Here is a 16,750-nt window from a genome sequence, read left to right as displayed (position 1 = left end):
ATCAACCTTTCGACTTATCTAATGAAAAACCGCGCCATTTTATTTTTGACGGCTATTGCCGCGTTTTTTATCATCAGTTTTACCATTACCGGGAATAAGGACACTTTACCCGTTGCCGACAAAAACAACGGTGGCTTGTTTTTACCCGGCCATTTTAAAGCTGTAGTGGTAGTAGATAGCCTGGCCGGGCGTGCCCGCCATCTGGCGGTTAATGATAATGGCGATGTATATGTAAAGCTCCGTTTCCCTGACTCTATAGGTGGCAACGTAGCCATGAGGGATACCAACCACGATGGTAAAGCCGATATCATCAAAAAATTCGCGGATTATGAAGATAAAGGAAGTTATGGCACAGCGATGCGTGTACATAAAGGATATCTTTATTTTAGTTCGGAGATCAACGTATACCGAATGAAACTCAATCTCAATACCCTGGTTCCCGATGGTAAGCCGGAACTGATCGTGCATGATATACATCCCCCGCAGGAGCATGATGCCAAACCGCTTGCTTTTGATAATAAAGGACATATGTATGTGGCTTTTGGTGCGCCCTCCAATGCCTGCCAGGAGCAAAACAGGGTTCCGGGTTCAATGGGTATTGAAGGTTGCCCCCTGCTGAAAGAGTATGGAGGCATCTGGCGTTTTGACGAGGATAAACTTAATCAGCAGCAGGCCGATGGTATGCGTTATGCTACCGGACTGCGCAGCGTAGTGGCAATGGACTGGAATACTGCCGACAATTGTTTATACGTAGTAGCACATGGGCGTGATGACCTGCGCTTGCAGTTCCCTAAACTGTTTACCCCCTGGCAAAGCGCGGTGCTACCTGCCGAAGAGTTTTTGAAAATTAAGGAAGGTACAGATGTCGGCTGGCCATATTATTATTACGATCCTATTAAAAAGAAGAAACTCTTAAACCCGGAATATGGCGGTGATGGTAAAAAAGCGGGCGATGGCGCCAAATATGCCCAGCCTATTATGGCTTTTGCGGCGCACTGGGCACCAAATGATCTGTTGTTTTATACAGGTAACCAGTTCCCGGCAAGGTATAAAAACGGGGCATTTGTCGCGTTTCATGGTTCTACCAACAGGTCGCCGTATCCGCAGGCAGGTTTCTTTATTGGCTTTGTGCCTTTTAAAGGTGGAAAACCTGTAGGTTCCTGGGAGATTTTTGCCGATGGATTTGCCGGGCGCACTACCATAGCAAGCGTGAGCGATGCCGTTTACCGGCCGATGGGAATATCGCAGGGGCCCGATGGTTCCTTATATATAAGCGATACCGAGAAGGGTAGGGTATGGCGTATATTTTACCAGGGCGACAAAATAAAGTTCACAACGGCCCAACTGGCAAAAATGGAATTGCGGAAAAAACTACCAAGCTTTAAAACCCCCGACATAACACGTAATAATTTGATGAGCGGGATGTTAACTGGCGGAGCTAAGCTGTACGCTACCTATTGCACCAATTGCCACCAGAAAAACGGTAAGGGTGATGGTAATCTTTTTCCGCCACTTGGCGGATCTGAATGGGTTACCGGGGGCAAATACATGGAAAAGGAAACGGCTATCCGGGTACTGCTTAATGGACTTGAAGGTCCTGTGAAGGTTAAAAATGTACCGTATAATAGTGTGATGCCCAAACATAATTTTCTGAGTGATGATCAGATAGCCCAGGTACTGACCTATATCCGCAACAATTTTGGGAACAACAGCAGTTTGGTCACCGCATTAGAAGTAAAAAAAGTACGTGCAAGTTTAAAAGTAAAGTGATTGTTTCAAATACGATGGGTTTAGTTGTTAACCTTTACTTTTAATGCCAGCACTTCACTTTTAGGCTTTATAAATACGTCGATGTTTAAACCACATTCGCGTAATAAACGGGTATGATTGTAAGCTACCTGTTTGTACAATTGCGGATCAAGGTTCAACAGTACTTCATTGTTTAAAATGCTGGCATATATGAACAGCTTTGATAATTTGTTACCCGACTCATCCGAAACCTGGTTTAAACAATTCAAATAGCCATTTATAGTTGAATAATCATTATTGGAAATAGCGCTTTTTATTTTAAGCCCATAAAACAACGACTTCATAAAAGGAGTAAACAAATATTCTTCCTGTTTATAAGAGGCTGAAATTTCATCGTTGTTTTTCAGCAGGTCGGTTTGGCTATCCAGTAAAAAATATGCGTCGCACTCGGCTATCTTTAAAAAGAAATTATAGGAAAATGATGTTTCGGTACTGGTTTTATCTATTGTATGAAGGGCGTTAACAAACCTCAATGTTTTATAAGGTTTCTGGCAAATGAAAGTGGAGTAAGCCGATAACAGGAAAATAAGATCATTCGCCTTTCTGTTATGTATGCTTTCGCTTTGTTTTGGCGGATTAAAATAGAAGCGGGTGATCTCGGCAAAAAAGTCCTTCCTGATCATACCATATTTCAGGTATTGATAAATAGCATTCAGACAATGTAGCGGGTTGATCGCGAATTGATGGAAATCATGCTGCGGGAAACTTTTTAATTTCGCCAGGTAATCTTCCAGTTGTTTCAAATCCAGCTGAAGTATAGCTATAGTAGCTAGAGCCGTATATGTAAGTACTTTCTTATGGTCAGAAAGCTCAAACTTCAATAAAGTCTGCAGAGCTTTTTTGTAATCGGTATTTACCAGTTCCAGTCCAAAAAAGTAATAAAAAAGCCCGTCGCTGCAATCCTGTTTAAAATAATTGGCAGTAGCTTCAGCGTTGGTCGACCCAAAGCAGACTCGCTGGAGCAAATCGCCTAAAAAAATGATCAGCTCCGATTTTTCTTTGGGATTAAGATTGGTTTGCGCTAAAAGCTCAAAGCTTTCCTGCTGCCCGTTTTTAACCGCGTGAATCACACACCATTTGATAACCGGTAATTTATGCTCGCTGTTATTAAATGCACTGTTGATCAGTTTGATCAGCTGCAGGTCAAAGCGTTGATTGTTATCTAAAAGCAGTTTGCGGGCTATAGTAAATTCCAGGAAATTATTGTTCCCGAACTGAACCATAGTTTTAAACTGAAAGTCGTTACTGGAGTTTATTTCGCGTAAAAAACCAATGCTTAACAATTCGTTATAAGCATGGCTGTATTGTTTAAGCAGATCGTTGCATTTAAACTTATCCAGCTCATATACACCAGCCTGAAAATCCATCTCATCAACCAAACCCTTCAACAACAGGATCTTTTCGGTTGCGTAATGGCCCAGGTAAACCTTGTTGAGTATAAATATGGAAATGAGCTCGTATATGCAGATGTGATCAATGTTGTTGAGCGAAAAATTATTCTTATTCTGTTTGTAATAGAATTGAAAATATAATGGATGATTGAAATTATTAGCCACATCAATGGCGATCAGGTTCTGAACGTCGGGATTTATTTTACGACTTAGTTCCTTGATCTCCTGGATATTAAACAGGGGCACATTAGTGGTAAGGTCATGATCTGTTATAAAACCGGTGAACCAGTTTTTAAGACCAAACTCCATATTGTGTTTATTATTGATCCAGTTAGCCGACCGCATGGTTAAAACCAGCTTAAACCACTCATGTGATTGGTAGAAGGAAAAAATATCCATCAACTGGGTCAATACCAGTTCAAACTGATCGTTTTTGAACATGTGTTCATCAAAACCATCAATAACCAGGTAAAACTTACCATCGTTACGTTTATTGATGTCAAATAGTGCTTCAATATCTTCCTCATGCGAGTAGCCCAATAAGGCCAGCAGCCAATCGTTCAGGTCGCGCCCGCTTAAAAAAACATTCATTAAAGCGCTGCTGCTAAAAAACAGGATAATATCGTTACTGTCTGATTCTAATTTTTCATCTATCCAATGGCAAAGTCCGATGGTTTTGCCGTAGCCGGAAGGGGCGGCAAATACGGTTGCTGTGTAATCACCTCTTAAAAATTCATCAAAATGATCGTCGATAAATTTGCGGCGGATAGTTTGGCCAAAAGGGATACCGGAGCGGTTTTTTAAAGCCTGAAGTGTAAAATGAGTGATCTTGGCCGCATTTTGACTCAGGGTTTTCCAGTCAACATGCTCGTTTTGCGATTTTTCAGAAGGTACGCTTTCACGTTCGCAAAAATCATCCCAGCCTTCGTAGTCACAAAATTTTGCTAAAACATCAATGGTGAATAAAGATGGTTTGAATTTACTGTATGCAAAACCGTAAACCCGTTTCAATGTAGTTTCACTTACGGTTAATTTTGTTTTTGAATATATTTGAAATGCAAGCGCCTTGCAATCACCCGGAGTAATGCTTCTGATATTAGCATTGGCGAGTACTCTGGATTTCAACGTTTCAAACTGAATTGGTGAAAAGGATATCATAGGCTCAAGCAATTAGGTTAATAGGTTTGTATTTATATTACGCAATTAATCTGAATAGGTTGTTGTTATTTACACAATTAATGTTTCTGCTATTATTATACGGGGGTAATATCAAATAATGTTGCAACCGTATTTTACCCAAATATTGGGCTTTTAACATAATTTGCTGTGTTTACGAGAAATGTAGAGCTGTAGGTTTTAAAATATTATTTAATGAACAAAATGAACAATGATTTAGTCTATGAATGAGAATTGAACTGGCTTGAATAAGTGAATAAGATGTATTAATAATTATCCTCAAGCGGTATGTAGTTTTGAAAGGTGTAACTATTTGCACCTACCTTAACTTCATTTGCATGAGAACCTTTACCTTTTATAGCAGGTACATAATAGTTTTATGCCTGCTATTGTGTGCTACAAGCCAAATATTCGGACAACGCCATTTTGCAACAACTCAGCAAAGCGGTGCTACTGGTTTGCTTTGCTTGGGCTGCGTGGTTAACAATCAAGGCAATGCCATTGATGCGAATCTGCAAACTTTCTCTACTTTAAACGTGCCAGTTGGGCTTTTAGCATCAACTTACCAGGAACTTATTTTCCCAGGTACAGTTCCGGCTAATACACAACTGACCATTAAACTGGGAACCGGGGATAACTTGCTTGACGTAACACTTCTTGGAGGGGTTACTATTACTCCGTATAACGGGAATGTAGCAGGCACACCGGTTACTGCGCCTACTTTGGCAAGTGTTGCCAGTAACAATAATCAATTAGAGCTTATTTACGCTCCAACGCAGGCTTATGACAGGGTAAGGGTAACACTTAGCGGTGGTTTGTTAGGGGCATTAAGCAGTATATACCTGTATGACGCGTTTTATACAACGCCTGGTCCGCCTATTTGTAATACCACTTATGACGAATTACATGGTATATCATCAGCATTACTTGGCCTGGGAGTAAACGTAGGGGGAGTTGCAAATCCTCAAAACGCTATTGACGGCAACCCAAATACAGCATCCACCCTTAACGCGGGTGTTGGTGCGTTAGGGGCATTTGCACAACAAACACTCATTTTTCAATCAGCATCAACTATTGGCGATTCTGTAAGGCTTACCTTAACTTTACCTAAGGCATTGCTTGATGTAGGCCTTCTTTCCGGTACATTCGTATCAACTTTTAATGGTAATACCGATAATAATGATACACAGGTTTTAAATGGATCATTACTACGTTTACGTTTGCTTGATTTGTCAAATAACAGGCAGAGGCTAACGATTACCTTCGTGCCAACGAAGGTATTTGATCGTGTTCAGCTCAGGCTGGGTGGGATAGCCAGCGTGCTGTCAACCCTTGACCTTAATGAAGGCGAGATACTGATACCACAACCGATAATAAAAGTTAATAATGTAGCGGTAACTACGGCTCAGTTATGTGCCGGCAGTACAGTTACCTTAAATGCTACTGCCAACTTAGCAGGTACAACTTTTAGCTGGTACACCCAGCCAACAGGCGGTATCCCAACCTTTACAGGTGCAAGTTTTACTACACCAGCTTTAACTAACAATATTACTTATTATGTATCGGCAACCCGACCGGGTTGTGCTACGGCATCTACCCGAGCTCCGGTAACTATTAATGTTAACCAAATTCCAGTGGCACCTGTTGTCGCCAATGCTAATATTACCGTATGTCCTAACTCAACCGCAGTATTTGCGGCTACGCCTGTAACAGGTGTTACTATCAACTGGTATGCAGCGGCAACCGGTGGTACATCATTGTTTACAGGTAATACTTTTACCAGTCCTGCTTTAAGCGCTACTACAAGCTACTATGCCGAAGCAGTAAGCGGGGGTACCTGCGTAAGTACTACACGTACTAAAGTAACGGCTACTATAAGCCCGCTACCTGCAGCACCGACAGTGACTACACCAAACGTAACTATTTGCGATGGTGATGTAGCCGTACTGGCCATTGCTTCGCCTGTAGCCGGACAAACTTACAACTGGTATGCTGCAGCAACAGGTGGTACGCCATTGTTTACCGGAACTAACTTTACAAGCCCCGCTTTAACTGCCAACACTATTTATTATGTTGAAGCGGTTAATGCTGCCGGTTGTGCAAGCGGTACCCGTGCTGCTGCCAATGTAACTGTAACGCCTAAACCAGCTGCTCCTACGCTGACAGTAAATAACTCAACCATCGTAGCAGGCCAAACAGCTACCATCAATGTAAGTAACGCGCAAACAGGTATTACTTATAAATGGTATTCTTCAGCGGCGGCGGCTACACCGGTATTTACAGGCAATCCGTTCATAACACCAGCTCTTTTCAGCACTACTACCTATTATGTAGCCGCTGTTAACGCTACTGGTTGCGAATCGGCTACACGTACACCAATAACCATTACGGTAACCATCAATAATAATTCGCCTTGTACATTTGCTAATCAGCAAAGCTCGGCCATTAATGGTTTGTGTTTATTATGTTCTATCAATAACGATGTCCTTGCGGCTGACGCCGACACAACTACGGCATCAACCATAACCGTACCCGTTGGACTTTTAGGTGGATCGGCTTCACAAACATTGATATTCCCTAACCCGGGTTTTGCAGGCGATACCATTAAGCTTGCTTTACAAACACCAGGCGGTTTAGCCGATGTAAGTTTGCTTGGCGGAATAACTGTTGCTGTTTACAATGGAGGAACATTGGTAGGCAGCTATCCGCTTAATAATTCATTGCTGACTTTAAGGTTGCTAAGTGGAACCGGTAAGTATGCAGCATATATACCCGCTGTTGGGAATTATGACCGTATAGTAGTAACCCTTAATTCAGGTGTCGCTACTTTGCTTACCTCATTACAGATCTATTACGCGATACAGCAATACCCTACACCGAAATTTAATCCGGCCGCCCCTGAAATTTGCAAAGGCAGCCCGGCTACACTGACCATTACCTCCCCAACACCTGCTAACGGAACCTTCAGCTGGTTTACTACACCAACCGGTGGTGCTGCCGTTCATACCGGAACATCTTATACTACGCCTGCTTTAACAGCAAATACAACTTATTATGTTGAATATAGCCGCAGCGGAAGTTGCGTAAGCCCAACACGGGCGCCTGTACAGGTAATAGTTGACGATGCTCCGGTGAAACCAGTGGTAACGCCTTCGAGCGCTACGATACTGGCCGGACAAACAGCTACTTTCAAAGCTACCGTTGTAAACGGAGCCACTATAAAATGGTATACTACTGCAACCGGTGGTACACCAGTATTTACAGGCAGCACTTTCACTACCCCGGTATTGAATGCTAATACTACTTACTACGCCGAAGCTTCATTAGGCAGCTGCGTATCACCAGACAGAACTGCTGTACCTGTAACCGTTACCCCGATAGTAATACCTGATGTAAGCGTTAATCCGCCAACACAATCAGTTAACATAGGAACAACCGGTACCATAACCGCGAGTTCAACCACTCCCGGAACCGTATTTAACTGGTACACTACACCAACCGGTGGTACCCCGATATTTACAGGAGCAACTTTTGTAACTCCGCCTGTATTTGCCAATACCACTTATTATGCCGAAGCTGTAGTAACAGCAACCGGCGCAAAATCTGCCACCCGTGCACCAGCAGTAGTTAACATTATCCCTGTTGGTACCGATCCGGTAGCCTGCGCCGCGGCCACAGCACAAACCAATTCTGTTAATGGTTTATGTTTATTATGCGGTATTACCAACCCTGGTGGAGCAATTGATAACGATCGTAATACATTCTCACAAATACATGTACCTATAGGTTTATTAGGAGCTTCGGGACAACAAACATTGCAATTTACCCATGCAGGTATTGTGGGTGATAGCGTTATTGTTGAATTGGGTATCCCTGGTTCACTGGCCGACGTAGGCGTGTTATCACAAATTCAGATAGGTACTTATAACGGAGGTACTTTCAATAACGATTTCTTTAGCGTAAACGGATCTTTATTAAATGTTACTTTATTGAACGGTACAAGCCGTTTTAGGGTGGCCTTTAAAGCAGGTGCGGCATTTGACCGTGTTGAAGTTCAGTTTAACTCAGGTTTAGCCGGCTTACTGAATACTGTAAATGTTTATGACGCGTACCAGTCAGTAGCCGTGCCGATTATCAACACAGCTAACGTAAGCACCTGTCAGGGTACAGCCGCTACGCTGACTGCCAACAACGTACCGGCCAACGTAACTATCAAATGGTACACTGCCGCTTCGGGTGGCACACCAGTATTTACCGGTGCAACCTTTGTTACGCCTGTACTGAATACTACTACCACTTATTATGCCGAAGCCAGCCGCACTGTTGATGGTTGCGCTCAAACTAAACGCACACCGGCAACAGTAACCATTGTTCCGGCACCAGCCGCTCCGGTAGCTAACGCTACAACGGTAGCTGTATGTTCTGGTCAACCGGCCATATTCACGGTACAAGCTGTTAATGGCGTTACCTTTACCTGGTATGCTACTGCAACCGGTGGCACTCCATTATTTACCGGCCCACAATTTACAAGTCCGGCATTGACTGCTAATACTTCCTACTATGTTCAAGCTAATGCCGGTTCATGCGGAAGTTCTGCCCGTACCCAGGTACAGGCTAATGTAATAACTACACCGCTGGTACCAACCGTATCTCAAACGCCGGTACAAACCTGCTCTGGTTCATCAGCAGTATTAACTGCCACATCAACCCAGGCTGGCGTTACCTTTAACTGGTACACTACTGCTACCGGCGGCACACCTGTAGCTTCGGGAGCTCAATTTACTACTCCGGCATTAACTGCCAGTACATCATATTACGTTGAAGCTGCGTCAACAGGGGGCTGCACCAGCTCAACAAGGGCAAAAGCGGATGTGTCGGTTAATCCGACACCCGTTGCGCCTACTATTGCTGTTAACCCTGTAGGCGGGCAGATCACTTCTGGTCAAACCGCTACTTTAACAGCCTCATCAACTACACCGGGTGTTACCTATAAATGGTATGCTTCTTCATCAGGCGGTACTCCAGTATTTACAGGTAATCCGTTTACTACCCCGGCGTTAACTTCTAATACTACTTATTATGTGGAGGCTACAACAGCAGCGGGCTGTGTTAGCACAACACGTACATCGGTAAATCTTATTGTAAATCCAATATTCTCAACCAGTTGCGATTTTGCGTCAACACAAACATTTGATGTAAACGGCGGCCTGCTTTGCGTTGGTTGTGCCGTAAACTTTCCTAATAACTCTGTTGATCAGGATACCACCAACTTTAGCCAGTTGAGCGTTCCGATCGGTCTGGTAGGATCAAACGTATCGCAGAAATTAATATTCAGCGATGCAGGTGCTGTGGGTGATACCGTAACTGTTAAAATAGCAGTTCCTGCGAGCTTAGCTACTGTGGGTGTATTGAACCAATTACAAATAGCTTCTTACAACGGAAATACTTATAATAATGACCGTGTTACCTTAAGCAGCAACCTGCTGAAAATTACATTGCTGAACGGTAACCAGACCGCCTTAGTGAAGTTTGCTCCGCAAACGGCATTTGACAGGGTCGAGATCAGGTATAACGGCGCTTTGGCATCAGTATTTAATACACTGAATATTTACTATGCTACCAAACAGGTAGAAGCGCCAAGACTTGCCGCGAATGCTGTAAGTATCTGCTCAGGCAGTACAGCTACATTTACCGTAAATAACGCTCGTGCAGGTGTACAGTATAAATGGTACACTTCAGCAACTGGCGGTACTTCGGTACATACAGGTACATCCTTTACAACTGCGGCATTAAACGCGACGACAACTTATTATGTAGAAAGCAGCCGCGTATCCAGCAGCTGTGCTAACCCGAACAGGGTAGCTGCAACTGCCAACGTTACTCCCGCACCGGTTAACCCGGTTCTGGCACAAGCATCTGTACAAGTGTGTTCAGGTTCATCTGCCGTGTTAACCGTTTCGCCTACACAAGCAGGTGTGGTATATAACTGGTATGCAGCAGCAACCGGTGGCACACCAATATTTACAGGTGCACAGTTTACAACCCCAACACTTACTGCCAATACATCTTATTATGTAGAAGCATCAGCAAATGGTTGTGTTAGTCCGGCCCGTACCAAAGCAGATGCGGTAGTTAGTCCTGTGCCTGTTGCTCCAACAGTAGCTGTAAGCCCGGCCGGTGGTCAGGTTACAACAGGAAGCTCAGCTACGCTGACTGCCAGCTCAACTACTGCAGGTGCTATCTTCAAATGGTATACTACAGCAACCGGCGGAACACCTGTGTTTACAGGTTCGGTATTTATTACCCCACCTTTAACAGCAACTACAACTTATTATGCTGAAAGCTCATTGGCTTCTGGTTGCGTAAGCGCGCAACGTACCCCAGTGATCCTGACCGTTACTCAGCCAATCATTATACCGGATGTGGCCGTTAACCCGCCAGTACAAACCGTTAACGCGGGTACTTCGGGCAGCTTAACAGCGTCATCAACCACGCCAGGTGCTGTATTTAACTGGTTTACTACACCAACAGGAGGCACCAGCATATTTACAGGACCAAACTTTGTAAGCCCTGCCGTATTTGGACAGGTTACTTATTACGCCGAGTCAAGTATCCCTGCTACCGGAGCAGTATCTGCTTCAAGAGCATCAGGTATAATTAATGTAAACCCAATAGGACCTAATCCGGTTCCTTGCGACGCGGCGATCGATCAAACCAATTCAGTAAGCGGCATCTGTTTACTATGCGGTGTGAGCAATCCTGGCGGCTCTGTTGATAACAACAGCGAGACCTTCTCACAAATACACGTACCGGTAGGTTTACTGGGCGGATCGGCACAACAAACCCTGCGTTTTGCCAATACAGGTATTGTTGGTGACAGTGTAACTGTTGATCTGGGTATACCAGGCTCACTAGCCGATGTAGGCTTACTTTCACAGATCCAGGTAGCAACCTACAATGGCTCGACTTATAACGGCGACCGTGTTACCGTGAACGGATCATTACTTGTTATTCGTTTATTGAACGGAACCAGCCGTTTCCAATATAAATTTAAAGCAGCCCATACATTTGACAGGGTTGAGATCACCTTTAACTCAGGTGTTGCCGGCTTGCTGAGCGCAGTGAATGTTTATGATGCTTACCAATCGGTAGCTTCACCAACTATCACTACCTCGAATGTTACTATTTGCCAGGGATCGCAAGCTACTTTATCTGCAACCGTACCTGCTAATGTTACCGTAAGATGGTATACTTCGGCAAGCGGCGGTACAGCAGTATTTACCGGTGCTACCTTTACAACCCCGGTATTAAATTCCACTACAACTTATTATGCCGAAGCCAGCCGCACCGCTGATGGTTGCGCCCAGGCTATACGCACACCAGCAACTGTCACGGTTACTCCGGCACCTGCCAAACCAGTTGTTGCCATACCAACAGTAACTATATGTTCTGGTCAGCCAGCCACATTTACTGCACAGGCAGTTGCAGGTGTTACCTTTAACTGGTATACCACCCCAACAGGAGGCACACCAGTATTTACAGGTAATCCGTTCACAACCGGTTTATTAACAACAACTACTACTTATTATGTTGAAGCTTCGAGCGCGGCATCTTGCGGTAGTTCAACCCGTACGCAGGTAACCGCTAATGTAGTGGCTACACCACTGGTGCCAATTGTATCGCAAACACCTGTGTCAACCTGTTCCGGTTCATCAGCTGTATTGTCGGCTACTTCAACGCAGCAAGGTGTTACCTTTAGCTGGTATACTACTCCAACAGGTGGCACACCAGTAGCTACAGGGGCACAGTTTACAACACCAGCATTAACCGCCAACACTTCATATTATGTGGAAGCGGCAGCGGGAGGTTGTACCAGCTCAACAAGGGCCAAAGCAGATGTGATTGTTAATCCAACACCTGTTGCTCCGGTTGTTACTTCAAACGCTCCGGGCGGACAGATCACATCTGGCCAAACAGCTACTTTAACTGCTACATCAACCACAGCTGGCGCTACCTTTAAATGGTATACATCAGCAACCGGTGGTACAGCAATATTTACCGGAGCTTCGTTTACTACTCCGCCTTTAACATCAAACACTACTTATTATGTTGAGGCAGTGTTAGCAAGCTCAGGCTGTACAAGTGTAACACGTACTGCGGTTACTGTTAAAGTAAACCCAATATTCTCAACCAGTTGCGATTTCGCGTCGACCCAAACATTTGATGTGAATGGCGGCTTGGTTTGTATTGCCTGCGGTGTAACTGACGAAAATAATTCAGTTGATCAGGATACTACCAACTTTAGCCAGCTACATCTGCCTATCAGCGTATTGGGTTCATATGTAGCTCAGAAACTGATATTTGCTGACCAAGGTCTTGTGGGTGACACGGTAACCTTGAAAATAAGCGTTCCTGCAAGTCTGGCCGATGTAAATGTATTAGGCTCTATACAATTAGCTTCATACAACGGCACTACTTATAACAACGACCGTATTACATTAAGCAGCAATTTACTGAAGATCGCTATCCTGCCTGGCGGGCAAACAGCCATCATCAAATTTGCACCAAAAGCAGGATTTGACAGGGTTGAAGTTCGCTTGAACTCTGGCTTAGCAACATTGTTAACTACGCTTAATATCTATTACGCAACCAAACAGGTTGAAGCACCAAGGCTGGCTACCAATACGCAAAACATTTGCGCGGGTGGTACTGCTACTTTCACGGTGAGCAATCCACGTGCGGGCGTAACTTACAGATGGTATAGTGCGGCAGTAGGAGGTACACTGCTACACACAGGTACAAGCTATAGCCCAACCAATATACTGGCAACTACTACTTATTATGTAGAGAGCAGTCATACAGCAACCTTATGTCCTAATCCGAACAGGGTAGGTGCAACAGCTAACGTTACGCCATCACCGGTAAACCCGGTATTGAGCAGCTTCCCTGCTGAGATTTGTGCGGGTCAGCAAGTAACCCTTACAGTAACTAATGCTAACGGGGCTACTATTAACTGGTATACATCATTAACTGGTGGAACACCAGTATTTACAGGTGCAAGCTTTAACGTAACACCGGTATCAAATATCACTTACTATGCTGAGGCCGTAAACGGTTCTTGTACCAGCCCGGCGCGTACGCCAGCTGCAATAAAAGTTGATCAGCTGCCATCGAAACCAGGTGTAGCATCACCAAACGTGGCAGTTTGCTTAGGCAGTCCGGCTGCACTGGCAGTAACTTCGCCAGAGGCAGGTGTTACCTATAACTGGTACACTGCAGCTACCGGCGGTACATTGGCACATACCGGACCTACATTTACTACTCCGGCTATTACACAAAGTATCACCTACTACATTGAAGCCACTAACTCTACCACCAGCTGCGTGAATGGCGGTGGTCGTACAGCGGTTAATGTTACACCAAACAGCTTGCCTATCGCGCCAACATTGAGCGCGACGCAAAGCTCAGTTTGTAACGGCGGTAGTCTTACATTAAGTGTGACTAACCCAATTGCGGGTGTTACTTATAACTGGTACACTACAGCTACCGGAACTACAATTGCATTTACCGGTACATCATTCGCTCTTACTAATTTAACAGCGAGTGCCACCTATTATGTTGAGGCCGTAAGTGCAAGCAGCTGTACCAGCACTACTCGTACACAAACAACTATCACGGTATTGCCTGTACCTCCAACACCTGTAATACAGATACCAGCAGGTGGTTTAACTGCTTGTTCAGGATCATCAGCTACTATCAATATATCTAACCCACAACCAGGGTTGGTTTACAGATGGTATGATGCACCGGTTAACGGACCGTTGTTATTTACCGGGACACAATTTATTACACCGGCTTTAACAGCAACTACAACTTACTATGTTGAGGCAGCAAGTGCAGGTAACTGTAATTCATCAGCACGTGCACAGGCCACGGTAACAATTACCCCGCTTCCATCAGATCCAGACCTGACCTTGGCTAACGTACAGGTATGTTTAGGCAGCCCTGCTACCTTATCAATTAAAACACCACAAGCTGGTATTACCTATAAATGGTATACCGATGTTACTAGAGCTCACTTACTGTTTACTGGTAACCCATATGTAACCGGCCCTATAACTGCAACCACAGATGTTTATGTAGAAGCGGTAAACGCTACAGGTTGCAGCAGCAGTGGCTTTGCTTTTGCACAAATTACTGTTGTACCAGCACCACAATCACCAGTAATCGCAGGTGGTAACACGATGCCAACTTGTTCGGGATCCGCTGCTATAATAGCTATTTCTAATCCGAGTGTGCTGCTTACTTACAAATGGTACAGCTCAGCTACCGGTGGCGTAGCGTTAGCAAGTGGGGTAACTTTCACCACACCTGTATTAACAGCTAATACTTCATATTATGCAGAAGCATCTAACAGTATCGGATGTACCTCTGCAACCCGTACTAAGGTTGATGTGGTTGTTAACACATTGCCTAACGGGCCAACAGTAACTACCCAGGCTGGTTCGTCAACACCAACTGTATGTGCAGGCGGTTCGGCAGTATTGATTGCAGCAAGTACTACGCCTGGGGTAACGTTTAAATGGTACAACGTAGCAACCGGTGGCACACCGATATTTACAGGTGCTACATTTACTACCCCGGTGATTACAGCAGCTACTACTTATTATGTAGAGGCAGTAAGTACTACCACAGGTTGTACCTCAAGTTCACCACGTACTTCGGTAACTATTAATATTGATAACACCAAAGCACCAGACCCTACAGTTGATGCTACCAGCTTAACTACTTGTCAAAACAGTGCAGCTACTATCAAAATAACTAACCCTGTAGCTGGCACAACTTATAGCTGGTACACATCAGCAAGCGGCGGAACTTCTGTACATACAGGTTCAACCTTTACAACACCGGTGTTAACTGCCGATGTAACCTATTATGTTGAAGCTACAAATGCACAAAGCTGTAATGCCTCAACAAGGATAGCTGCACCGGTGAAAGTAACGCCTCAACCACAAACACCAACGGTTTCTGTTCCGAATCCGCAAGTATGTTTAGGTAGTTTGGCAACGCTTTCTGTAGCATCACCACAACCAGGTATTACTTATAACTGGTATACCGATGCTGGCAGAACCAACCTGGTAAATACAGGGTCAAGCTTCTCGCTCGGAGCTGTTAACGCTAATGCCACTTATTATGTAGAAGCAGCAAGCGGATCATGCTCAAGTTCAGGTTTGGCAACAGTGCAGGTAACTGCGGTTCCGGCACCTGGAGCACCGGTAATAGCGGGTGGTAATTCTGTAAATAATTGCGCAGGAGGTTCAGTAACATTAACTATCGATAACCCGCAAGTAGGCTTTACTTATAACTGGTATAGCTCAGCAAGTGGTGGTACTGCGTTAGCAAGCGGCACAAGCTTTACTACGCCTACGCTTACTACCAATACCATTTACTTTGCCGAGGCAGTAAATACTACAGGTTGCCCATCTGCTTCACGTACAAGCGTTACTGTTACCGTAACATCTGCACCAATAGCACCACAGGCAAGTACTCAGGGTACATCTATATGCCCAGGAGCAAGCACTACCATATCAGCTACAAGCGCTACACCAGGTGCTATTATAAAATGGTACGCTGGTAATACGGGTGGTGCTGCACTATTCACCGGTACCAACTTTACTACACCGGTATTATCTGCAAACACTACTTATTATGCCGAAGCTGAAGTTACAGGCGGTTGCGTGTCAACCACCAGAACACCGGTAACCGTTACCATACTTACTCCGCTGGCTACACCGGTAGTTTCCGTAGGCTCAACTACTGCTGAGAGCATCACCTTTACATGGGCTGCTGTTACAGGAGCCACCGGTTATCAGATCAGCTTAGATAACGGACAGCACTTTGTTGCACCAAGCACCGGCGCAGCAGGCTTAAGCCATACTGTTACCGGCTTACAACCTGGGCAAACGGCTACCATTATTGTACGTGCCACCGGAAGCACCGATTGTCAGCTAAGCGCTAACTCTGCTGCCGTAACCGGAACTACCAGCAATCCTTTTGGCAACGGATTATTTATACCGAATGCGTTTACTCCTAACGGTGATGGAAATAACGACATACTGTACGTTTATGGAACTACTATCAACACCTTATCATTATCCATATACGACCAATGGGGTGAGTTGCAATTCAAATCAACTAATAAAGCAAGCGGATGGGATGGTACCTATAAAGGCACTAAGCAGCCGGTAGGTGTATATGTTTATTATGTTGAAGCTACCATGAATGATGGTCAGGTAATCAAGAAAAAGGGTACAGTTACGCTATTAAGATAAGGCCTTTGTAAGTGCAGTATCATGTAATAATTACATGATACT

Annotated in this window: 3 protein-coding genes; 2 read left to right on the top strand and 1 reads right to left on the bottom strand. The window is 44.5% G+C overall.

Features of this window, described 5'->3' with window-relative positions; genetic code table 11:
- The first annotated feature begins 21 nt into the window (after positions 1-21).
- The gene (locus BLR84_RS28190) at positions 22-1,770 is read left to right on the top strand and encodes a PQQ-dependent sugar dehydrogenase (RefSeq protein ID WP_090473595.1); all 1,749 of its coding nucleotides are present in this window, start codon (positions 22-24) and stop codon (positions 1,768-1,770) included.
- Between the two features lie 20 nt (positions 1,771-1,790).
- Here BLR84_RS28190 and BLR84_RS28185 read toward each other — a convergent pair whose 3' ends face one another.
- Positions 1,791-4,325, bottom strand: a complete 2,535-nt coding sequence (locus tag BLR84_RS28185) for a hypothetical protein (protein ID WP_143014014.1) — start codon at positions 4,323-4,325, stop codon at positions 1,791-1,793.
- 389 nt (positions 4,326-4,714) lie between these two features.
- Here BLR84_RS28185 and BLR84_RS28180 point away from each other — a divergent pair, with 389 nt between their 5' ends.
- Positions 4,715-16,708: an Ig-like domain-containing protein gene (locus tag BLR84_RS28180; RefSeq protein WP_090473593.1), complete on the top strand. Its 11,994-nt coding sequence runs from the start codon at positions 4,715-4,717 to the stop codon at positions 16,706-16,708.
- The last annotated feature ends 42 nt before the right edge of the window (positions 16,709-16,750 follow it).

Source organism: Mucilaginibacter sp. OK268 (genome assembly GCF_900103125.1).
Taxonomy (GTDB): domain Bacteria; phylum Bacteroidota; class Bacteroidia; order Sphingobacteriales; family Sphingobacteriaceae; genus Mucilaginibacter.
This window is presented reverse-complemented; position numbering and strand designations above follow the sequence as displayed.